Origin of the sequence: Catenibacterium sp. GCM10023432 (assembly GCF_042651925.1) — a bacterium.
GTDB classification, from domain to species: domain Bacteria; phylum Bacillota_I; class Bacilli_A; order Erysipelotrichales; family Coprobacillaceae; genus Catenibacterium; species Catenibacterium mitsuoka.
The window spans coordinates 1-23,157 of the sequence record NZ_JBHSEB010000069.1; the positions used below are offsets into that span (position 1 = coordinate 1).

Below are 23,157 nucleotides of genomic sequence, written 5' to 3' on the forward strand. Positions count from 1 at the left end.
CTTCCACATCCTTAAAGTAGTCTTTATTCGCTTTATATTTATCGAATGACTCACTTCCAAGACCTGATACTTGCATCATCATATGATCATTTTCATCTGTAGCACAGACAATGGCAACCTTGTGATGAGATATTCCTCTATATGCAGCCTGTTTACCTCTTTTTTTTGAGTATCTAGGCATATTTTGAGGACGTGTTCCCTTTAGGTTTATACTTTTATACTGTGTATCTATTTCAACTTCACCAGATAATTTCTGATGACCCATGATTTCAGATGCTGCATGATAAAGTTTATGACGCATATAGAAGCAGGTCGTCTTGCTTGTCTCCAAGACTTGAGCCTCACCCTCTAGAGGCATTTTATATAATTCCAGTTCAATGAAGTGAAGCCACTGGTCCAAAGTAAAATGAGACCAGTAGAATAAGGTGTTGGTTCTATCACTAAAAGACTTGTGACAGTCAAGACAGATATATCTCTGATGTCTGTTCTTATCTTTTCCATTCTTCTTGAAATGAACTGAACCACATATAGGGCATGCCTTATGAGATGGATCAATGTCTTCATCATCCTGTTCATATAATGATTCAATAAGTTTATTTACATAATCCTTATCCTTAGATCTTAAATAGTTTTTTACCTGGTTTTCAGTTATCATAGCACTCACCTGACCTTTTAAGATCATTTTACAACTATTCAAGAAATGATGATTTGAGTTAGGTGGCTATAAAGTAGAAAAACAGGCGTTAAGTTAAATTTAATGATCTAGTAGCAACATTTTTCATAAACTTAGCGTTATAAATTAAATAGCAGAACAGATATTAATTTATATCAATATAATACGACAATATTATACAAGTATAATAATATTGTACGAAAAGGTGGAGGTATTCAAAATGGCGAATAAGGAGTTTAGTAATACGATAAGAATATTAAGGAGTAATAATAATTTGACAATGCAGGAACTTGCAGACCAATTAGGTGTAACTAAAGGAGCAGTGAGCATGTGGGAAAATAAGGGAATTGTACCACGTGATGATATTTTGATGAAAATATCAAAAAAGTATAGAATTTCAATTGATAAATTACTTGGAAACAATCTTATGGATGTGGATGCTTCAAATGAAAAGTTATCATATATTCAAAGAAATTTGGATAGATTAGACGATGAACAATTGAAAAAGGCTGAGAATGTATTAAAAGTTGTATTTGATGATATTTTTGATGATGATGAAGGTGAAAATGATGATTTATAATAAAGAAACAAAACCTAGATTTAAAAAAATAGTTGATGAAGTTAATTTGATATTGTTGTCATCAAATAATATTCAAAGTTTTCCGTTTTCAATTACTAAAGTAATTAAAGAAAAAACAGGAATTGTTTGTAGAAACTATGAAAAAGCTGAAACATATGGAGTAGATATAAGTGCATTTGGTTCAGAAGATGCTATAATTCAGAACTTTCGTGGACGCTTCATCATTTTCTTTAATGATGCACCATATATTATGAATGAAAGAAAAAAATTTAGTTTAGGGCATGAATTTGGGCACTATATGATGAATCATGATTTAAATAATAAGAGTGATTATAGTTTATATGAAGTTGAAGCTAATTTTTTTGCTGCTCAATTGCTTATGCCAGAGCAAGTAATTAATGAATTACGTAGAAGAGGAATGCAAATAACACAAGAATATTTACAAAGATGGTTTGGAGTTTCTAAATCAGCTGCAAAAAAAAGAATAGAAACATTGAGAAAGGTAGATTATACACATCGTACGGATGAAGAAAAAGAGATGGATAATTATATAGTTTCGAAATTCCAAGATTTTATCAATAAAATAGCACCAATATCCAATTCATTTTTAGCATATGATACATATGATGAAGAAAAAATGCAAAATGAACGAGATCATTGGTATTAGAATATTATAAAAATCACATGATATAAACGATGTGATATAGGAGGTGGTTAGATATGAATGTAAAAATAAAACGTATTAAACATGTATAAAAACTGTTTAATACGTTTTCTGTGAATGTGTTAATACACAATTCTTCGACCAAATTGAGTATATCACATTCACATATGGCACATCAATGAAATTTTACTATATCAAAAGTTCAAATTATGAACTTAGGAGGATGCTTATATGAATGTGAATAGTAAAAATAAAAGACTTAATCCTTTGTTTATGAGGAATCAATTTAAAGTTGAGGGGAAGTTTGGGATTCCCCTTGTGAAAAAACAAGACATATCATTACAAGATATTTCACTTATTGCTTGTTCTGATACGCAATCAAATGCTTCGGATTTTAATAAGCAATCTGGCGTTCATTTCTTTGTTGATGATTATCGCTTTGAAAATATCTATAGAAATCCTGAAAGGTCTTTAAAAAAGTATAGCCAATACGCTTTTCTCTTGACACCAGATTTTTCAACATATGCCGAAATGAATACTTGGAGGCAAATAGAAAGTATTGCTCATAGCCGTTGGGTAGGAGCATATTGGCAAAGTCAAGGGTTGAAAGTTATCCCGACAGTTACATGGAGTACACCTAGTAGTTACGATTATTGCTTTGATGGCATAGAAAAACATTCTATTGTTGCAGTAGGTATGATTGGTTGTAAAAATAATAGATTCAATTTTATGAATGGTTACAACGAAATGTTGAAAAGGATTGAGCCTGAAAAGGTTATTTGTTTTGGAAAACCATTTGATGAAATGAAAGGGAATATTATAACTGTAGACTATTTAAAGTCAAGAAAGGTTGTGAGATAGTATGGGTGGCAGAGGAACTTTTGCAATAGGCAATAATGTGGATTATACTTATGAAACTATTGATAAAATAGAAGGTGTTAAAGTATTGAGTGGAAAGAATGGTAAGCATGGATTGCCAGAAGAATCTCATTCAAGTACTGCATATATAAAGTTAAAACCAGATGGTACATTTCATGAAATGAGAATATATGACGAAAATCATTATTTAATCAAAGAGATAGCTTATCATCCAGAACCTGCAATAAATAACGGGGACAGAAAACATAATATATTGCATGTACATGATTATTTAGAAAGAGATAATTTTAAAATTCGACCTGTCCATCTTATAACAAAAGAAGAGTATGAAAAGTACAAAAAGTTTTTTAAGGGAGTGCCTCAATATGAAAAATGGTAATGTTCAGGAATTTGTAGATCATATACATTATGGTGATGAATTGTGGTTCCTATATAATGATACAAAATATTTTCTAGAAGGGTGGATAGAAAATGATATATTAGAGTTAGTGCTCTACGAAATGAAAGAAAACGGTCGGGACTATAAGTGGAAAGGTGACAACAATAATTATCCTGTGGAAGATTTTTTATCAGATAGAATTTTTGATGGAAAGACTTTTTGGGAAATAGAAAATGATATTACGTGGGTTGATTGTTAATTCTATGCTGAAAACAACATATTAATGCTTCTTCTGCGTTTTATAGACAATAAAAAAATTGAAACAACCTCTAAGCAAGTACAATGGCTTAGGGGTTGTTTTATGCTGCATTTCTACCAATAAATTTCGACTTATTATGAAAATGTAATAATTGATAACTTATCCCGACCTATAGATTTCTATGATATAATTCATGCGTGGAACAGCCGTATACGGTAGGTGGTTATCCTTGGTCGTTATGACGAAGGTACGCAACCCTTCGTGATTCTTCTCTTAAGTTGAAAACGGAGGTGATGCCTAATGACAACGTATGAAATAATTATGATTATGTTAACATGTTTAACACCGATCATATCTTTATTGACACTTGTTGTTAGATTACTTCTTATCATTATTGATAAGAACGAAAAAAAGTAACTACCTCGCTCCTAGGAAAAGTTTGGGGTAGTTACTTACCAAAAATAAATCCAAGGACAGCCGCTTACTGGCTGTTCCTTCTTTCGTTTTTATTATAGTTTACAACAAATTTAAAGTCAATATATGTGACTATGAGTGATGCTCATAGTTTTTTTGAAAAAAATTTAACTTTTTTTGAGAAAAAAACCATCTTCTAAGTGTATAGGTAAGTAGAGGGCCAAAGGAGGTGGTGATTGTGAAATGTCCTGTATGTGGTAATGAGGATGAACACTATATCAGCTATATCAATAAGAGACCTTATTGTAGAAAGTGTATAGCGTTTGGACGTACTTATTTAGATGAATCTTATCCAATACATACGTCTCCTTTAATAATGACTGATGCGTCCTACCATCTTTCTTTTACCTTGTCGTCCCGCCAGCAGTTCATCTCTGAACAACTGATCACGAATTATGAGAATGCCACGAATTCTATTGTCCTTGCTGTATGTGGCTCTGGTAAAACAGAAATCTCTTATGCGATAATCAAGCATGTGATTGAAAAAGGGGGACGCGTATGTTTCACAATCCCTAGAAGACAATTATGTATAGAATTACATGAAAGAATTCAGAAGGATTTCCCTCACTTAACCATTGGTCTTCTATATGGGGGCTATCAAGAGAATAATGATGCCCCCTTAATCATTTGTACTACCCATCAGCTCTATCGATTTGTATCTTCTCCTTTTGATTTAATTATTATGGATGAAGCCGATGCATTTCCTTTTTATGGAGATGATGTATTGAACTCTATCTTTTATCATGCCTCTAAAAGGTATATTAAATTATCCGCTACATTACTTGAGGAAGATATTCATGATGAATGTGTCATGATCATGAATCGACGCTACCATGGTCATGATCTGCCTGTTCCTCATATTTATATCATTCCTCAATTTTTGTGGCTCATATCCTTGAAATATTGGGTTAAGAAACTGTTAGAAACGCACCTTAGAGTACTTGTTTATGTACCTAGGAAAAGTGATGCACAATACTATGCAGACTTGTTAAGGGATACATATAAAGTACAGGGTGTGAGTTCAGAGTCTCCTTATTTAAATAAATATACAAAGGATTTTAAAGAAGGATTATTAGATGTCTTAATCACCACAACGATATTAGAAAGAGGAATCACAATAGAGGATGTACAGGTGATTGTATTAGAAGCAGGAGATCGTATATTTGATGAAAGAACATTGATACAGATTGCGGGAAGAGTAGGAAGAAAAATAGGATATGAGGATGGAAGAATATTATTAATAGATAACCATTATTCAAAGGCAATGAAAGGATGTATCAAAACCATTCAATCTCTCAACAGGATGTCTGTTTGATCTGTTTATCCTCAACATCTAAAACATCTTCTTTTCATCAATTATTTTCCCATCACTGTATCTGTTCCTCCTGTTTATCTTTATTTAAGAGAATTGATATTAAGACAAACTTTCAAGGTTATCCGCTACGCATATTATATGCTTACAATGATTTCTTCCGTACCCTGCTTTTTCGTTATAAGGGACAATATGATTATGCTTTAAAGGATGCTTTCTTAGATATGTACAAAAAAGAACTACAAAGACGCTATAAGGATTATTTGATTGTTGTTGCACCAAGTGCTTCAAAAGCGAATGATGTGCGTGGTTTTGCTCCCAACCAGGCCATTGCAATGACAATTCACTCTCATGTTTTCAATGGACTCTATAAGAAAGTGAATTATAAACAAAGTGACCAGTCTTATACGCAAAGAGCAGGGATACGTGATGTGATTGGATTAAGGGGTGGATTATTTCTTAAAAATAGGAAAATACTTCTATTAGATGACGTGATGACTTCTGGAGAAACCATTAAGACTTGTCTTAAATTAATTGAAAAAGAAAAGCCCCAGAAAATCGAAATATTGATCCTCGCAATAAAAGAGAAATACCTTGTAAACTTGGGAATAATTAAACAAGCAAGGAGTATATAAAATGCTTTTGTTTTTTGCTATATGTATGATATAATGTATACGATTTTGTATTGAAAGGAGACACATCATGCCTAGTAAAAAACAAGAAATTAGAAAACAAGTTAAGAAAAAGTTAAAAAAGGAAGGAATGGAGCATCAGGAACTCGCTACAGACGCTGAAATCGTCGATTTAGGCGATCGTCGTGGAGATGATATCATTGTAGAATCATTTGATGATATCAAGACAGATGCAAAACCATTACCATTCTCTACAACACCACAGAAAGAGAAAAAAGGAATTACTGGCCGTATTAAGAGTATTTTCTCACAGGATAGTTCTATTCTACGTAAATTAGAAAAACAGGCAGATGAAATTATTGCGATAGAACCTCAGGCACAGGCAATGAGCGATGAAGAATTATGTGCTCAGACTCAGTTCTTTAAGGATCGTCTTGCAAAGGGTGAAACATTAGATGATATTTTACCAGAAGCATTTGCAGTTGTACGTGAAGCAGCTTACAGAGTACTAGGACTCAAAGCCTTCAAAGTACAGTTAATGGGTGCTATTACACTTCATAATGGCGATATTGCCGAAATGAAAACAGGTGAAGGTAAAACTTTAACATCTCTCTTCCCAGTATATTTGAATGCCTTAGATGGTAAGGGTGTTCATGTTGTTACAGTTAACGAATATTTAGCACGTCGTGACTGTGAATTAAATGGTCAGGTTTTCAAGTTCTTAGGATTGACTGTTGGTTTAAATGAAAGAGAACTAGATGCAGATGATAAGAGAAAACAGCATGCATGTGATATTACATATACTACAAATGCTGAATTAGGGTTCGATTACTTACGTGATAACATGGTGACTAACTATGAAGATAAAGTACTTCGTCCATTACATTATGCATTAGTCGATGAAGTAGACTCTATCTTAATCGATGAATCACGTACTCCATTAATTATCAGCGGTGGTAAGAAGAAGACTGCTTCTATGTATATATCTGCTGACCACTTTGCGAAGAGCTTAAAGAATGAAAAGGATTATCAGGTAGATGTTGAAAGTAAGACATGTACATTAACGCCTGATGGTATTGCGAAAGCAGAAAAGGCATTTAATGTAGAAAACCTATATGATCCAGAAAATACTGCATTAGTACACTATATCAACCAGGCACTTAAAGCAAACTATACAATGACTAAGGACATTGAATATATGATTGCAACAGAAGATGGCAGCCATGATATTAGAAATGCTTCTATTATGATTATTGACCAGTTTACTGGACGTGTTATGCCAGGTCGTGCTTATTCTGATGGTTTACATCAGGCTATTGAAGCAAAAGAAGGTGTACCAATTAAAGAAGAAACTGTTACACTTGCAACAATTACTTATCAGAACTTCTTCAGATTATTTGATAAGTTAGCTGGTATGACAGGTACTGCAAAGACTGAAGAAGAAGAATTCCGTCAGATCTATAACATGCGTGTAGTTGTTATTCCTACAAACAAGCCTGTTATTCGTGATGATAAACCAGATTTAGTATTCTCAAGCAAGAAAGCTAAATATGCAGCTATTATTAGAGAAGTAGAAATGCGCCATGCTTATGGTCAGCCAATCCTTCTTGGTACTGTAGCTGTAGAAACATCTGAAATCCTATCTAAGATGTTAAGCGAAAAAGGTATTAAGCATAATACATTAAACGCTAAGAACCATGCAAAAGAAGCAGCTATTATCGCTAAGGCTGGTGTGAAGGGTGCTGTTACAATCGCTACTAACATGGCTGGTCGTGGTACTGATATTAAGCTAGGTGAAGGTGTTGCTGAAATTGGTGGTTTAATGGTTATTGGTTCTGAGCGTCATGAATCTAGACGTATCGATAACCAGTTAAGAGGACGTTCTGGTCGTCAGGGTGACCCAGGATGTTCACAGTTCTTTGTATCATTTGAAGATGAATTGATGCAGAGATTTGCAAGTGAAAAGATTAAAGCTCTCACTGATTCATTCATGGAGGATGAAGCCATTGAATCTAAGATGATTACTAAGTCTATTGAAACTGCTCAGAAGCGTGTTGAAGGTCAGAACTTCGATATGCGTAAACAGTTGCTAGAATATGATGATATTATGCGTCAGCAGCGTGAAATTATGTATAAAGAAAGAGATGATATCATGCGTTCTAAAGACTTATCGGAAATCATCAAGGGTGAATTCTTAACAGCAATCGAACTAGATATTCCTAAGTTCACTAATAATGAAGGTAAGAAGCCAGTTGTAGATGTAGAAAAATTCTTAAGCTATGTTGGTAAGAACTACATGTTATTAAGTGAATTAGTTGCTAAGAATCCTGACGTAGCAGTGAATGATCCTCAGAAGGTGATTGATGCTGTGAGTGAAGTAGTCTTTATGAGCTATGAAAACAGATTCAATAAGGATCTTGAAGATTCAGTAAAACTTGATTATGAACGTCGTGTTCTTTTAGGTATCATTGACCATACATGGATCAACCATATTGATGCAATGCAGAAACTTAGAAATGGTATCTATTTAAGAGCTTATGCACAGCGTGATCCTCTTCAGGAATATACAGAAGAAGGTTTCTATATGTTCGAAGAGATGACAAAATCTATTTCTCAGGAAATTGCTCGTAACATTGTCCATATGGGTATCCGTCCTGGTACAGAAGCAGAAATGAACATTCCAGAAATTAAGGTTGAACTTGAATTTAAATAATGGAATTATATGAAATCAAAAACGGGCTGGAAGACGCCCGTTTATTATTAGACCAATTATATGTTTCTGCGAATATTGAAGTATTAAAAAGAGAAATAGAAGGATTAACTGTACAGACAATGGACGAACATTTCTGGGATGATCAGGAACATGCGACTAAAGTATATGCGCATCTGAATGAAATGAAGAAAGTGGCTGATACAGACGCTTCTTTAGAAGCAAGCTATGAAGAACTCATGGAAGTTTATGAATATGTTAAGGATACTGAAGATCCTGACTTTATGGCTTCTTTAGAAGAAGATTATATGATGTTCCATAAGAATTTGGATGAGTTTGAAAAGACATTATTGTTTGATCAGGAATATGATCATTCGAATGCGATTGTAGAAATTCATCCAGGTGCTGGAGGAACTGAATCTCAGGACTGGGCTGAGATGCTTATGCGTATGTATATACGTTATGGCGAAAAGAAAGGATGGAAGGTTGACGTTGATGATTATCTTGCAGGTGATGAAGCAGGATTAAAATCATGTTCTATCCGTTTTACTGGTTATAATGCGTATGGTCATTTAAGAGCAGAGAAGGGTGTTCATCGACTTGTACGTATTTCACCGTTTGATTCATCAAAGAGAAGACATACATCATTTGCGTCTGTAGAAGTTTCACCTGAATTAGATGATGATATTGAGATTACGATTGATCCAAAGGATCTACGTATTGATACATATCGTGCATCCGGTGCTGGAGGACAGCATATTAATAAAACTGATTCAGCAGTCCGTATTACTCATATTCCTACTAATACAGTTGTTTCTTGTCAGTCACAACGTTCTCAGTTACAGAACAGAGAACAGGCTATGTTGATGTTGAAGAGTAAATTGTATTTATTAATGCAGGAAGAGCATGCTGAAAAACTATCTGAAATTCAAGGTGAAAAGAAGAATATTGAATGGGGATCACAGATCCGTTCTTATGTTCTTCATCCTTATTCTATGGTCAAAGATAACCGTTCAGGTTATGAATCAAATGATCCAAAGAAAATATTAGATGGTGAGCTTGATGATCTTATTTATGCTTATTTAAGATCTCAAGTAAAGGAGAAAAGAAATGAGTAAAATGCATTCTGCAAAGAAATTAGTGATTGATTTTATTTTAGTGATGTTAGGGAATGCCATTATGGCTCTTGGTACTGCCGGTTTTGCGGTACCTGCTAAGATTATCCTTGGTGGAGCATCAGGTCTTGCCCTTTCATTCCAGCATTATGTGTTCTATGTTCATTTATCAACACTTGTACTTGGAATCAACGTTATTGCATTTATTGCTGGATATTTCTTATTAGGAAAGAAGTTTGCGGTGGGAACACTTGTTTCTACATTCGCATTCCCATTCTTCCTTGCTATATTTGAAAAGAGTTACTATTTAACACATTTGACTAAGGATACTTTACTTGCAGCTGTTTATGCAGGATTCCTTATTGGTGTTGGATTAGGACTCGTATTAAGACTTGGATATAGTACAGGTGGTATGGATATTCCACCATTACTTATCAATAAATATACAGGGCTTGCATTAGGATTATTAATTAATATCTTTGATATTATTATCTTAATTATTCAGATTCCATTCTCTGATATTGAAGAAATCCTCTATGGTATTATTACTGTTGTTATTTCTACATATATTATTGACAAGATGATGTTACTTGGACAAAATAACATCCAGGTCATCGTTGTTTCAGAAAAATATGAAGAAATTGCAGAATCTTTAATGAAAGACGTAGATCGAGGATGTACTTTATTGAATATCACAACAGGATTTATGAAAAATGATTCTAAAGCAGTCATGGTTGTCTTGAATCGTCGTGAATATGCGGCTTTCCATGATATTGTTCAAAATATGGATCCAGAAGCTTTTGAAATCACAAGCGAAGTACATAGTGTCAATGGTAGAGGATTCACATTACCGAATGTTAACTTAGAGAGATGGTCTTCTAAAGAAAATTAAAAATAAAGCATGTATTATAATGAGTATGTGTTATAATGGGGAAACAAAGGAGTGTGATGATATGCAAGAAATGATTAAACTTGAAAACGTAACAAAAGTATATAAAACTGGCGTACGTGCAGTAAATGATATCTCACTTACAATCGATGCCGGCGAATTCGTTTATGTCATCGGACCTACTGGTGCTGGTAAATCAACATTTATCAAGCTCCTCTATCGTGAAGAAAAAGCTACAAGAGGTAAAGTTTTTGTGGATGGTACCGATGTGTCTCGTATTAAGAACTCTAAAGTCCCATTTTTCAGACGTAAAATTGGAGTTGTATTCCAAAACTATCGTCTTCTGCCAAAAAAGACAGTATTTGAAAATGTCGCCTTTGCGCTAGAAGTAACTAATACACCAAAAGCTGAAATTAGAAAAAAGGTTCGTAATGTACTAGAACTTGTAGGTCTAGAAAACAAAGCGAATTCGTTCCCGCATGAATTATCAGGTGGGCAGCAGCAGCGTGTAGCGATTGCGCGTGCTATTGTCAATCAGCCTAAGGTTTTAATTGCGGATGAACCAACAGGTAACCTAGATCCTGATACATCTCAGGAAATCATTGAATTGTTGGAAAGAATCAATGATGTCCGTCAAACAACTGTACTTGTTGTTACACATGACCGTGAAATTGTTCAGAGAAATAAGAAGAGAACTATTCTTATTGAAGATGGTTGTGTCACAACAGATACAAGTTTAGGAGGTTATCAGTCATGGAATTCGTAGAAGAATTGAAAGCAATGCCTAAGCATTGTAAAACTGCTTTCCAGAATATCTGGAGAAACGGTGTGATGTCTATTTCATCTATTTTTGCAGTTACGATTACGTTGATTTTGATTGGTGTTGTATCAGTCATTGCTATCAATGTGAATCATATGACTGTTAATATTGAAAATAGCTTGAATATTTATGTGAAGGTAGACCGTGGTGCTACTGATGAACAAAGTAAAGCTGTTGGTGATGAAATCAATAAATTAACTGGTATCAAGAAGGTTAATTATTCTAGTAAAGATAAAGAATTAGACAAATTAATTGCAACTCAGGATAAAAGTTCAAAACAGTTATTTGAAAACTATCGTAGTGATAATCCTCTTGGTGATGCATATATTGTAGAAGTCAAGAATGCGAAGAATCTTGATAAGGTTGCGAAAAAGATTGGGGATATCCCTTATGTAAAAGAAGTCACTTATGGTGGTTCTTCTACAAATAAATTAGTAGATATCCTTGAATCAGTACGTAATGGTGGGGCTATCTTTGTGGTTGCCTTAATCGTAGTAGCACTCTTTATGATTGCAAATACAATTAAAATCACTATTACATCTCGTTCAACTGAAATTTCAATCATGAGAATGGTTGGTGCTTCTAACTGGTATATCCGTATTCCATTTATGTTAGAAGGTATCTTTATTGGACTTATTGGTTCTATTGTGCCTTTAATTATCCTTGCTTATGGTTATAAGTTTGCCTATGTGACAATGACATCATTGATGTCTTCTAACTTGATCACATTTGTACCACCTTATCCACTTGTATGGGAATTAGGTGCATTCTTAGCACTACTTGGTGCTGTTGTAGGATTAATTGGTTCATTCTTCTCAGTACGTAAATTCTTGAAATTATAACTGCACATATGTGCAGTTTTTTTGTAGAATAAGAGTGAGGTGATAATCATGAAGGAAAGAGATCTCAAAGAGAAATGTTATATGGAAGCGCTAGATGGTTCTATATCAAATGTAAAGGTTGTATTGAATCATATGAAAAAGATTGATTTACAAGAAGGCATACTCGAAGAAGCTGTTTTAAATAAGGATCGTATGCGTACAATATTGCATCTAGAACTTGCCTTGGCAGATTATTGTATTCTATTAAGAAAGATGAAAGAAAATCAGTTTATTAATTATCTTCCTGCTATGAGTAAGGATATTAATGCATTAATTCATTGTAACCGCTTTGAGTATCATGATCATGTGATTATCGTTTATTCACAAAGAGGAGAAGAAGATATTGATATAGAACATCTGATTTCTTTTGGTGAAGACCTCTTAGAAAGTTATGGTAATTGATATTTTTTAAATCATGCTTATTGAATTTCAAAGTGGATAATGCTATTATCTTTGGAGTATACGGAGGATGAAAAGTTATGAAAAAAAGACCTATTGTTTTATGTATTATGGATGGTTACGGATTAACTGATAGAGTTGATGGTAACGCAGTAAAACTTGCTAATACACCTAATCTTGATGATTTAATGGCAATGTATCCTACTACAACTATTAAAGCTTGTGGTAACGCTGTTGGTTTACCTGAAGGACAGATGGGTAACTCAGAAGTTGGTCATATGAATATTGGTGCAGGACGTACTGTTTATCAGTCACTTACTTTAATCAATAAGGCAATTGATGAAGGTACTTTCTTCACAAATGAAAAATTTGTAGAAGCAGTAGAAAATGCTAAGAAGAATGATTCTAAGTTACATATCTGGGGATTATTATCTAGCGGAGGAGTTCACTCTTCAAATGAACATATCTATGCATTATTAAAGCTTGCTAAAGATGCTGGTTTAACTAAGGTTTATGTACATGCATTCCTAGATGGACGTGACGTAGCACCTGATTCAGCTGTAGATTTCATTGGAGAACTTGCTGAAGAAATAAAGAAGATCGGTGTGGGTGAAATCGCATCTATCTCAGGTCGTTACTATGCAATGGACCGTGATAAGAGATTTGACCGTGTTAACTTAGCTTATGAAGCAATTGTTGATCATAAGGGAAACAGCTTCACTGATCCAGTACAGTTTGTAAAAGATTCTTATGCTGAAGAAGTATTTGATGAATTCGTTGTACCAGGATACAACTCAGCTGTAGATGGCGCTGTTGAAGATAACGATTCAATCATCTTCGCTAACTTCCGTCCAGACAGAGCAATCCAGCTTGCTACTGTTATGACAAACCCTGATTTCTATGCTGATAAAGGATATACACCTGCTACAAAGAGAAATGGTATTTACTTTGTATGTATGATGAAATATGCTGATTCAGTAAATGGTCATATAGCATTCGTTTTACCAGAATTAACTAATACATTTGGTGATTATATATCAGCTCAGGGATTAAAGCAGTTGAGAATTGCTGAAACTGAAAAGTATGCCCATGTAACATTCTTCTTTGATGGCGGAGAAGATAAGGAAATCGAAGGTGCTAAGCGTGACTTGATCAACTCACCTAAGGTTGCTACTTATGATTTACAGCCAGAAATGAGTGCTTACCTTGTAAAAGATAAGTTAATCGAAGAATTAGATTCTGGTGAATTCGATGTTGTTATTGTTAACTTCGCAAACTGCGACATGGTTGGTCATACAGGTGTCATTCCTGCAGCTATCAAGGCAGTTGAAGTTGTTGATGACTGTGTTGGTGAAGTATATGAAAAGGTTGCTGAACTTGGTGGTACTATGTTAATCACTGCTGACCATGGTAACGCAGAAAGACTTCTTGATGAAGAAGGTAACCCATTCACAGCACATACTACAAATGATGTACCTTTAATCGTAACAAATTCTCACCTTGAATTAAAAGAAGGCGGAAAACTTGGAGACTTAGCTCCAACTATGTTACAGCTTCTAGGACTTGCTATCCCAGAAGAAATGGATGGTACAAGCCTTATTAAATAATTGAACTATTAAAGCGAGACATCTTAGTTTCGCTTTTTTTGTATTTGTGTTAATATAGTCGAAAAGGAGAAATCAAAATGAAGAAATTACTCATTTTATGCCTTTCTTTTATGCTTTTAGGCTGTAGTACATCTTCAGTTAAAAAAAAGAGTGTAAAAGGTATTAAAGAGATACAATATGCAGAATTAAAGAAAGTGATGGAAGAAGATGTTTCTTTCATACTTTATCTTGGTCGTCCTGATTGTGGAGACTGTCAGGCTTTTGAACCCATCCTTGAAGACTATCTTAATAATCATCCTAATGAAGGTGTTTATTATTTAAATATCAAAGCATATCGTGATGCGTCATTAAAAGAAGATGCCACAAAAGAAGAGAAAGAGTTCTATAAGAATCTTTATAAGACATTTGATTTTAATTGGACACCAACACTAGAAGTTATTTCACAAGGACAGGTACAGAAAAAATATCAGTATCTTGATGAAGACTATTATTCTATCAAGGATCGTAGTAAACAGATTAAAAAGAAAAAAGAATTCATTAAAGAATTCAAAGTATTTATGAATAATTATTTTAAGGAGTAGTAAACTATGAAATGTCCACACTGTCATAAAGATATCAGACCCACAGATCATTTCTGTCCTCATTGTGGTTATGATTTAAGAAGAAATCCACCCAGAAGTACTTCTATTCTAGGTCGTATGATGAAAGGTTATCTTGTTATCATGTTACTTACAGTTGCACTTCCTATGGCTATTATATTCTATAGTCAGTTCTTTACAGGAAAGTCAATTACATCTAATTTCCAGCAGTCAAATCTCTATGAATTAGGTGAATTAAAGAAAACAGAAGGAGAAGAAGTCTATCACTTTGATTCTTCTAAAGCGTTTAAAAAGAAGTTTTCAAATGCTGAAACATTCATCAAGCCGGCTGAGTCTTATAAGAAATCATTAGAAAAACAATATGGTCAAACTTTTACTGCAACTTATGATTATACTGTTTATTCGAATAATGATCTCTATACGACTATTACTTGCAAGGCTCGTATAGATGACAATACAAAGATTGTATTGAAACGTACATACAATCGTTCTAAGACTGACACAATCAAGACAACAATCACAAAAGATAATTGTGAAAACTTCAACGATCTGTTGCAAGTTGAAAATAAAGAATTGATTATTACAGTCATTGATCAGCCTACATACAATAAGCTGATGAAAGCTTTCAATGGTAAAAAAGAAGAATTTGAAACAAATAAAAAATTCCTAGGTCACTATGGGTTAGGTGCTTATATCAATGATAGTCAAGTATCTCTAGTCGTTTACCCGGGAAATAAATACCAATCACAATTTAAAGCACAGACAGAAGGAAATCATTCTCTTGCTCGCTAACGAGTATTCCTCAGGGAAGTATGCAAAACGCATGCTTCCTTTTTTCATGCCAATTCCAGTCAAATAGACTGTTTTATATAGATTCTCTCATGACATAGCAATATATGTCTTTTTTTATTTGTGGAAAGGAAATGAAGATGAAGATTTTAAAAAGAATAAGTGCAGCAATATTATCTCTATTGATGATAGTTGGAATCACTACACAAAGTATGAATATCGTCAATGCAGCATCATATCAAATGCAGTATTATGGAAAGACAACAGCCTATGGCAGTACAGTGGGGAGCTTTGCGATTGATGGAAGAAGAGCCTGGTGCCTAGAACACAATAAGACTACACCACCATCTCAAACGATGTCTGGTGACTTTTATACAAGTGCAGAACCAAAATATGCAAATATTCGTAAAATTATGTATTATGGATGGTTTGGTTATCAGATGTGGGAAGGCATGAATGGTCTTACAGATGCACAGAAGAATGTTATTATGTCAAAAGCATTGTCTCATGCTTATTCAGGAACATCACTTAATAAAGGAAAGGTGACTGAGTTTTATAATTATGCCACTGCGCAGGCTGATCCATTAAATCAGAATAACCTGATGTTCAGTAAGAATGATTTATATACTTATTATGATAAGAACGCAAAGGTTCAAAAATCTGAATCAGTAAAACTAAATGGTCCAAGTGGATATCATTTCACACTTAATACTGGGACAAAGAGCGTTTTAGTCATCAATGAATCAAGAAATCAATCAGGCGAAACAGTTGATATCTATGGTGGTGATACAATTCATTTAGAAGCGGATGCTTCATATACAGGTACAATCCAGTCTGGCAAGAAATCAGGTGGATTCACTTTTGCACCATTAATTGTTTCTAATGGAAAGAGTGAAAATCAACGTATTGGTACATGGTATGCCATTGCTCCAGTTCAGTCTACTTATTTAAATGCAACATTTCATGCAGTAATTGGCAGTTTAAAACTTAGAAAGACAGACATGGGTGGAAAACTTTTAGATGGTGCTATCTTTCATGTGTCAGGTCATGATTATGAGAAAGACGTAACAGTCACAAAGGGTGAAATAGTGCTCAATAATTTGCTTATTGGTGATTATACAGTGACTGAAAAAGGTGCACCTCATGGTTATTTACTCAATACTTCAACATACAGTACAACAATCAAAGCAGGTGAAACATCAGTGATTACAATTACTGATGAATCCCCTACAGGACAAATTACAATTAAGAAGTCAGATACAACAGGTATCGTACAAGGAGAAGCGTCATTAGAAGGAGCAGAATATACTGTTTATGATTTAAATAAGAAAGAAGTCGGAAAAATCATTACTAATCAAGAAGGTGATGGTCGTTTGGATAATCTTCCACTAGGTACTTATACAGTTAAAGAAACAAAAGCACCTGTTGGTTATAATTTAGATTGGAATACTTATACAGTGGATTTAACATACAAGGACCAGACATCTTCTATTATTCTAGGGCATGTCAATTCTAAGGATATGGCAAAGATAGGAAGTATTGAAATAGTAAAGACAGATACAGATTCAAAGCCATTAAAAGGTGGAGAGTTTGGAATCTATGCGAATGCTGATATGTATATAGGTGCTACACTTTATAAGAAGGGGCAGCTTGTTATGTCTATCAAGACAGATGAGAATGGTATTGCGTCATCTGATATACTTCCTTATGGTTCATATTATGTAAAAGAGTTAAAGGCACCAAGCACAGAAGATGGAAACAAAGAGAACTTTGTATTATCTGATGAAACACAGCATGTCAAGATTACTGGTTATAGTAGTGCACGTATGCTGATTGTGGCAACACCTGTTGCTTTTATTGATAAGAAAGTATATGTGACTAAGACAGATGTCACAGGTTCAAAAGAAATCAAAGGGGCTCAGCTTCAGGTAACTGATTTAAATGGAGAAATCATGGATTCTTGGGTTTCTGATGGACAGCCTCACTCTATTAAAGGATTAATCGAAGGACATGATTATATTCTTACTGAAACAAGTGCACCTGATGGCTATGTTAAAGCGCAATCTATAAAGTTTACTGTTTCTAAAGAGAAGAAGGATGAAACAATTGTTATGAAAGATACACAAGTAAAAGTATCAAAGACAGATGTTTCAGGTAAAAAAGAATTAGAAGGTGCAAAGCTTGAAGTAAGAAATGAATTCAATCAAGTGGTCGATTCTTGGACTTCCACAAAAGATTCTCATTTTGTCAATGGTTTAGAAGAAGGCAAGACTTATACTTTAATTGAAACAACTGCACCTGATGGATATATCAAAGCGGAATCAATCACATTTACTCTCACTCATAAGGAAAACATAAATGTGACAATGAAGGATGCTCAGATGAAAGTTTCTAAAGTTGATGAAGAGACAGGTGAAGATGTATCGGGTGCAGAGTTCTCTATTTTTGATAAGCAAGGAAATCTAGTGGATCAATGGATCACAGATGGCTCACTTCATGCAGTAAATCATCTAGAAGTAAGAAAAGAATATAGTCTTAAAGAAACTAAAACACCTAAAGGCTTTTTAACAATCTCGAATCAGACATTTATTGCATCAAGTGAAGATGTAACTCTAGAAATTAAAGAACAGCCAAGACTAATTAACATCCAGGTGAATAAATTAGATGCGAAGACAAAACAGCTTATTAAAGACAAAAACTTTGAATTCACATTATATACTGATCCTGAATGTACAAAGAGTCTCACCTCTATTTCTTCTCATGATGGTATCGCTACATTCAAGTCTTTAAGATTTGGAACTTATTATATCAAGGAAACAAAAGCTCCTCTTGGCTACTATCTATCTCAGGAAGTCAAGAAGGTTGTTTTAGATGAAAATGTAGAAGGAGATACTTATACATTTGATTATATGAATACACCGATAGAAATCATTCATACAGGCGATTCAACGCAGATGATGATAATTGTAATTCTATGTATTTTATCTTTGATTTCTATTGTATTACTTCTTAGAAAGAAGAAAATTGAATAGTTCATTTAGGCTGGAGAGTTTTCTCCAGTCTTTTTCTATTAATATGACTTTTTTTTATTGAGCCCTTCCTATATAATGGGGAAATAAGGAGGGACATTGCTATGAAAATGGTATTTTGTGATATAGATGGTACGCTTTATCGTGATAACAAACAAATATCACCATTAAATAAAGAAGCTCTGATGCGTTTTCGTGATACAGGTGGCAAGGTTGTCTATTGTACAGGACGTCATATTCTAGAAATGGGAATGATTCTTGAAAAAGATTGTTATCCTTTTGACTATCTAGTATTAAACAATGGTGGGGCTATACTAGACGGCAATAAGGATACTCTTTATGAAAAACATATAGAAGCATCAGTTGGACTCGATATTCTACAATGGGGCGTAGATGCGAACATGTTTGTCCATATGTGTGATGGAAAGAAGAGTTATGGCTGTTTTAATCATCAATCCTTTGCACATAGTGACCAGGGAGATATACCTATTCCTGATGACTATATGACTCTAATGAAGAAAAGTCCTTCATTCCAGATTATCAGTTTGAATCAGGAAAATATGCAGACAGACCAAATTGATATGATTAAGAAGAGAATTGAAGAAAAGTATGGCAGCTATGTAGAGTGTCATCCTAATCTTCATTTTCTAGATGTTGTTCCTAACAACTGTTCAAAAGGAACAGGTGTGAACTATCTAAAAGAAAACACAAATGCGACAACTTATACGATAGGTGATTCATGGAATGATTTATCGATGATTGAAGCAGGAGATCATGGCTGCACATTTGATTATGCACATGATGATATTCAAAAAAAGGCTGATCATGTCTATAGTTATGTCTATGAAATGATCGATGATATACTAGGGGGTAAAATATAATGAGCTGGAGAAATAACTTGAGAGATGTAGAACCTTATGTTGCTGGGGAGCAGCCTAAGATGTCTAATCTTATCAAACTAAATACAAATGAAAATCCATATGAACCAGGAGAAAAGGTTAAAGAAGCTATTCAAACTTTTGATCCATTTAAACTAAGACTTTATCCTGATGCCGATGCATCAAAGCTTAAACATTTAATTGCGGAATATCATGGTTTAGATGATAAACAGGTATTTATTGGAAACGGAAGTGATGAGGTTCTTGCCTTAACATTCTTAACATGTTTCAATGGAAAAGATCCACTTCTATTCCCAGATATTACTTATTCTTTCTATCCTGTTTACTGTGAATTATTTAATATTGACTATAAAACAATGCCGTTAGATGATGCATTTAAGATTAAGAAAGAAGATTATTTCACAAAAAATGGTGGCATCATCTTCCCTAATCCCAATGCACCTACAGGTGAACTTATGTCTGTAGAAGACATTGATGAGATCATCAGTCATAATCCTGATAGTGTTGTTGTGATTGATGAAGCTTATATTGATTTTGGTGGAAAAACAGTACTTCCACTATTAAAGAAGTATGATAACTTACTTGTGATTCATACATTCTCTAAATTCCGTTCACTTGCAGGAAGCAGACTGGGTGTTGCGTTAGGTAATGAAGAATTGATTTCACATTTATATGATGTGAAGAATTCATTCAACTCTTATCCAATTGATGCACTTGCACAGGTTATCGGTGAAGCATCTATACAAGACAGTGATGTCATCAAAGAACATGCGAAAAAGATTGTGGCAACACGTGAACGTACAAAGAAGTCCCTTAAAGAAATGGGATTCACAATGACAGACAGCTATTCTAACTTCATCTTTATTCATCATGATGATTTTGATGCAGAATATATCTTTAAAGAGTTAAGAAAGAAACATATTATTGTAAGATATTTCAATGCACCACGTATTAATCAGTATTTACGTGTGACTATCGGAAATGATGAAGAGATGGATGCATTCTTAGATGCTGTTAAAGAAATTATTCAAGCATCATAAAAGCATAAGGAAACAATTAATGATATGATAAATACAGATAACGTACTTCTATTTGATCTTGATGGTACAGTACTCAATACCGATGAATTGATTTTTGAATCATTCAGACATACATTTAAGCAGTTTCTTCCTGAATATACTTTATCAGAAGAAGAATTACTTTCTTTTTTAGGGCCTCCTTTAAGAGAATCATTTGCGCGTTATCTTTCCGGTCACCAGGTAGATGAAGCAGTAGAGGTCTATCGTGCTTATAATCGTGAGAAGCATAATGATTATGTTACTCTTTATCCTCATGAAACAGAAGTATTAAAAAAGCTTCATGAAGAGGGTATAAAGATGGCTATTGTCACTACAAAATACAAGGATGCAGCTGTCTATGGATTAAAGTGTGCAGATTTAGATCAATATTTTGATGTAGTGATAGGAAGTGATGAAGTCACTCATGGTAAACCTCATCCAGAAGCATTACGCGTTGCCTTGTCTCATCTTAATGCGACAAAAGGCTATATGATTGGTGATAATGTGACAGATATTCAAGCAGGTAAAAATGCAGGTATTGGGACAATAGGTGTGACCTGGTCACTTAAAGGAACTCAGTTCCTCCTAGAAGAACATCCAGATTATATGATGGAGTCTTATGATGATTTATACCAATATCTAGAAAGGATGTAGATTATGAAAGATATCATTATTATTGGTGGTGGACCAGCTGGTTTAACTGCCGCTTTATATGCAAGTCGTGCCGGAGCAGATGTGATGGTTATTGAATCAGGGGCACCTGGTGGTAAATTAAACTTAACAGCGCATATAGAAAACTATCCTGGCATAAAAGAGATGATGGGCCCACAATTAGCCTATGATATGTATGAACAGGCTCTTAACTTCGGTGCTGAATTAAAGATGACAGAAGTGAAATCTATTGTAGATGAAGGTGACTATAAGAAGGTTATTACATCTAAAGAAGAACTAGAAGCACGTGCTGTCATTATTGCGACAGGGACTAAAGAACGTAAGATGGGGCTCGACTTAGAAGATGAAATGACAGGTAGAGGTATTTCTTATTGTGCTGTTTGTGATGGGCCTTTCTTTAGAGGTAAAGAGGTTGCTGTTATTGGTGGTGGTAATAGCGCTATTGAAGAATCACTTTATTTGGCAGGTATTACAGAAAAAGTTCATATTATCATGAGACGTGATGTATTCCGTGCAGATGATTATTTGGTGAAAAAAGCACTCAATAATGAAAGGATTGAATTCCACTTTAAAAAGAAGCCTCATGCATTGATTGTTGAAGAGGATACATTAAAGGGCTTAGAACTAGAAGATAGTGTAACAAAAGAAGTAGAACCACTTTATGTACAGGGCATTTTCCCATTTATTGGCTTAGATCCTGTTACTGATTTTGTGAAGGATTTAGGTATTACAAATGAACAGGGTTATATTGATGTTGATGAACATATGGAAACATCTATTCAAGGTTTATTTGCGATTGGTGATGTAAGAACTAAGACATTAAGACAAGTTGTCACAGCTGCAAATGATGGTGCGATTGCTGGACAATATGCTGCCAAACTTGTAGAAGAGAACTAATAATAGTTCTCTTTTTGAATGCTTTATACACACATTGATGTATGTTATAATAACCTTGTTATCAAGGAGGAAGGTCTATGTCAAATGTAGAAGTTGTATTAGTTTCTGGTATGTCTGGTGCAGGTAAATCTACCGCTATGGCTGTTTTTGAAAATATGGGATATTACTGCATCGATAATTATCCAGTTGCTTTATTAGAAGAGTTTGGAGATTATTTATTCAATGAAACATTAGGTAGTAAGATTGCAATGGGTATTTCATTAGGGGATGCTTTGCAGGCAATTCGTGAACTATCTAATATGGATTGGATCAAGCTGACTATTGTATTTTTAGATTGTGATAATTCAGAAATCTTGAAGCGTTATAAGCAGACAAGACGTTCTCATCCAATGATGATTATGAATAAAGCTAACACACTTTATGATTCTATTGAACTAGAACGTCATGAATTTGAACAGATTAAAACACAGGCTGATTTAGTCATTGATACGACTTTATTAAAGCGTACGGCTTTGCAGGATAGACTAGAAGCATCTTTTTATCATGAAACAGGAGAAACATTCCGTGTCTCTTTTGTCTCATTTGGATATAAGTTTGGTATTCCAAAGGATGCAGATCTACTTCTTGATGTAAGATTCCTACCTAATCCTTTTTATGTGCCTGAACTTAGAAATAAGACAGGAAATGATAAGGAAGTCTATGACTATGTCATGGAAAAGCCAGAAACTCAGGAATTTGTAGAAAAGACTCTGGCTTATTATGATTATTTATTGAAAGAATATGAAAAAGAAGGAAAGATGCAATTGATAGTTGGTATTGGCTGTACAGGTGGTCAGCACCGTTCTGTTACTCTTACAAATTTCCTTGCGAACCATTACAAGAAATATTACAAAGTATATAAGTGGCATCGTGATGCTGACCATTAGAGGATGTGAAAAGAA

General features: G+C 34.2%; 23 protein-coding genes. 22 read left to right on the forward strand and 1 reads right to left on the reverse strand.

The window, feature by feature from the left end; translation table 11 throughout:
- On the reverse strand, positions 1-655 hold a 655-nt coding region (locus ACFOZZ_RS08895), incomplete at its 3' end, for a transposase (RefSeq protein WP_417281978.1).
- Between the two features lie 238 nt (positions 656-893).
- Here ACFOZZ_RS08895 and ACFOZZ_RS08900 point away from each other — a divergent pair.
- The 22 genes from ACFOZZ_RS08900 to rapZ all read left to right on the forward strand — a co-directional run bounded on the left by ACFOZZ_RS08900 (position 894) and on the right by rapZ (position 23,142).
- Entirely contained in the window at positions 894-1,253 is a 360-nt protein-coding gene (locus ACFOZZ_RS08900; RefSeq protein ID WP_055234077.1) for a helix-turn-helix domain-containing protein, read from the forward strand.
- On the forward strand, positions 1,243-1,920 hold the full coding sequence (locus ACFOZZ_RS08905; RefSeq protein ID WP_286696530.1) for an ImmA/IrrE family metallo-endopeptidase: 678 nt from the start codon (positions 1,243-1,245) through the stop codon (positions 1,918-1,920). The genes ACFOZZ_RS08900 and ACFOZZ_RS08905 overlap by 11 nt, the downstream gene beginning before the upstream one ends.
- 228 nt (positions 1,921-2,148) lie before the next feature.
- Entirely contained in the window at positions 2,149-2,778 is a 630-nt protein-coding gene (locus ACFOZZ_RS08910; RefSeq protein WP_215657374.1) for a DUF4417 domain-containing protein, read from the forward strand.
- 1 nt (position 2,779) lies between these two features.
- A complete protein-coding gene (locus tag ACFOZZ_RS08915; RefSeq protein WP_215657375.1) occupies positions 2,780-3,175 on the forward strand; it encodes a hypothetical protein in 396 nt (131 codons plus the stop codon).
- Complete coding sequence (locus ACFOZZ_RS08920; RefSeq protein ID WP_055234081.1) at positions 3,162-3,434, forward strand: hypothetical protein; 273 nt, start codon at positions 3,162-3,164, stop codon at positions 3,432-3,434. Before ACFOZZ_RS08915 ends, ACFOZZ_RS08920 begins: the two co-directional genes overlap by 14 nt.
- A 652-nt stretch (positions 3,435-4,086) precedes the next feature.
- Positions 4,087-5,223, forward strand: a complete 1,137-nt coding sequence (locus tag ACFOZZ_RS08925) for a DEAD/DEAH box helicase (protein ID WP_376815098.1) — start codon at positions 4,087-4,089, stop codon at positions 5,221-5,223.
- 221 nt (positions 5,224-5,444) lie between these two features.
- The gene (locus tag ACFOZZ_RS08930) at positions 5,445-5,855 is read left to right on the forward strand and encodes a ComF family protein (RefSeq protein ID WP_376815099.1); all 411 of its coding nucleotides are present in this window, start codon (positions 5,445-5,447) and stop codon (positions 5,853-5,855) included.
- Between the two features lie 67 nt (positions 5,856-5,922).
- Positions 5,923-8,565, forward strand: a complete 2,643-nt coding sequence (gene secA, locus ACFOZZ_RS08935) for a preprotein translocase subunit SecA (protein ID WP_278779494.1) — start codon at positions 5,923-5,925, stop codon at positions 8,563-8,565.
- Entirely contained in the window at positions 8,565-9,680 is a 1,116-nt protein-coding gene (gene prfB, locus ACFOZZ_RS08940) for a peptide chain release factor 2 (protein WP_055232763.1), read from the forward strand. Before secA ends, prfB begins: the two co-directional genes overlap by 1 nt.
- Positions 9,673-10,569: a YitT family protein gene (locus ACFOZZ_RS08945; RefSeq protein ID WP_279078738.1), complete on the forward strand. Its 897-nt coding sequence runs from the start codon at positions 9,673-9,675 to the stop codon at positions 10,567-10,569. The genes prfB and ACFOZZ_RS08945 overlap by 8 nt, the downstream gene beginning before the upstream one ends.
- A gap of 70 nt (positions 10,570-10,639) precedes the next feature.
- Positions 10,640-11,332 (forward strand): cell division ATP-binding protein FtsE, encoded by a 693-nt coding sequence (ftsE, locus tag ACFOZZ_RS08950; RefSeq protein ID WP_278860870.1) that lies wholly within the window; start codon positions 10,640-10,642, stop codon positions 11,330-11,332.
- Positions 11,320-12,228: a permease-like cell division protein FtsX gene (gene ftsX / locus ACFOZZ_RS08955; protein WP_278779492.1), complete on the forward strand. Its 909-nt coding sequence runs from the start codon at positions 11,320-11,322 to the stop codon at positions 12,226-12,228. Before ftsE ends, ftsX begins: the two co-directional genes overlap by 13 nt.
- Positions 12,229-12,276: 48 nt before the next feature.
- Positions 12,277-12,669, forward strand: a complete 393-nt coding sequence (locus tag ACFOZZ_RS08960; protein ID WP_244985372.1) for a hypothetical protein — start codon at positions 12,277-12,279, stop codon at positions 12,667-12,669.
- Between the two features lie 77 nt (positions 12,670-12,746).
- Positions 12,747-14,273, forward strand: a complete 1,527-nt coding sequence (gene gpmI / locus ACFOZZ_RS08965) for a 2,3-bisphosphoglycerate-independent phosphoglycerate mutase (RefSeq protein WP_279067500.1) — start codon at positions 12,747-12,749, stop codon at positions 14,271-14,273.
- 77 nt (positions 14,274-14,350) lie between these two features.
- Positions 14,351-14,854 carry a thioredoxin family protein gene (locus tag ACFOZZ_RS08970; protein WP_055232769.1) on the forward strand — a complete coding sequence of 168 codons (504 nt, stop codon included), beginning with the start codon at positions 14,351-14,353 and terminating at the stop codon, positions 14,852-14,854.
- A gap of 6 nt (positions 14,855-14,860) precedes the next feature.
- Positions 14,861-15,664: a zinc ribbon domain-containing protein gene (locus tag ACFOZZ_RS08975; protein WP_278779488.1), complete on the forward strand. Its 804-nt coding sequence runs from the start codon at positions 14,861-14,863 to the stop codon at positions 15,662-15,664.
- A 131-nt stretch (positions 15,665-15,795) separates the two neighbouring features.
- Positions 15,796-18,693: a SpaA isopeptide-forming pilin-related protein gene (locus ACFOZZ_RS08980; RefSeq protein ID WP_376815100.1), complete on the forward strand. Its 2,898-nt coding sequence runs from the start codon at positions 15,796-15,798 to the stop codon at positions 18,691-18,693.
- A gap of 101 nt (positions 18,694-18,794) precedes the next feature.
- Positions 18,795-19,571 carry a Cof-type HAD-IIB family hydrolase gene (locus ACFOZZ_RS08985; protein ID WP_278779484.1) on the forward strand — a complete coding sequence of 259 codons (777 nt, stop codon included), beginning with the start codon at positions 18,795-18,797 and terminating at the stop codon, positions 19,569-19,571.
- Positions 19,571-20,629, forward strand: a complete 1,059-nt coding sequence (gene hisC / locus ACFOZZ_RS08990) for a histidinol-phosphate transaminase (protein ID WP_055232777.1) — start codon at positions 19,571-19,573, stop codon at positions 20,627-20,629. The genes ACFOZZ_RS08985 and hisC overlap by 1 nt, the downstream gene beginning before the upstream one ends.
- A 24-nt stretch (positions 20,630-20,653) precedes the next feature.
- Positions 20,654-21,301 (forward strand): pyrophosphatase PpaX, encoded by a 648-nt coding sequence (ppaX, locus tag ACFOZZ_RS08995; protein WP_055232779.1) that lies wholly within the window; start codon positions 20,654-20,656, stop codon positions 21,299-21,301.
- A gap of 3 nt (positions 21,302-21,304) precedes the next feature.
- Positions 21,305-22,216: a thioredoxin-disulfide reductase gene (gene trxB / locus ACFOZZ_RS09000; RefSeq protein WP_320803242.1), complete on the forward strand. Its 912-nt coding sequence runs from the start codon at positions 21,305-21,307 to the stop codon at positions 22,214-22,216.
- A gap of 77 nt (positions 22,217-22,293) precedes the next feature.
- The gene (gene rapZ, locus ACFOZZ_RS09005) at positions 22,294-23,142 is read left to right on the forward strand and encodes an RNase adapter RapZ (RefSeq protein WP_320803243.1); all 849 of its coding nucleotides are present in this window, start codon (positions 22,294-22,296) and stop codon (positions 23,140-23,142) included.
- Positions 23,143-23,157: the final 15 nt, after the last annotated feature.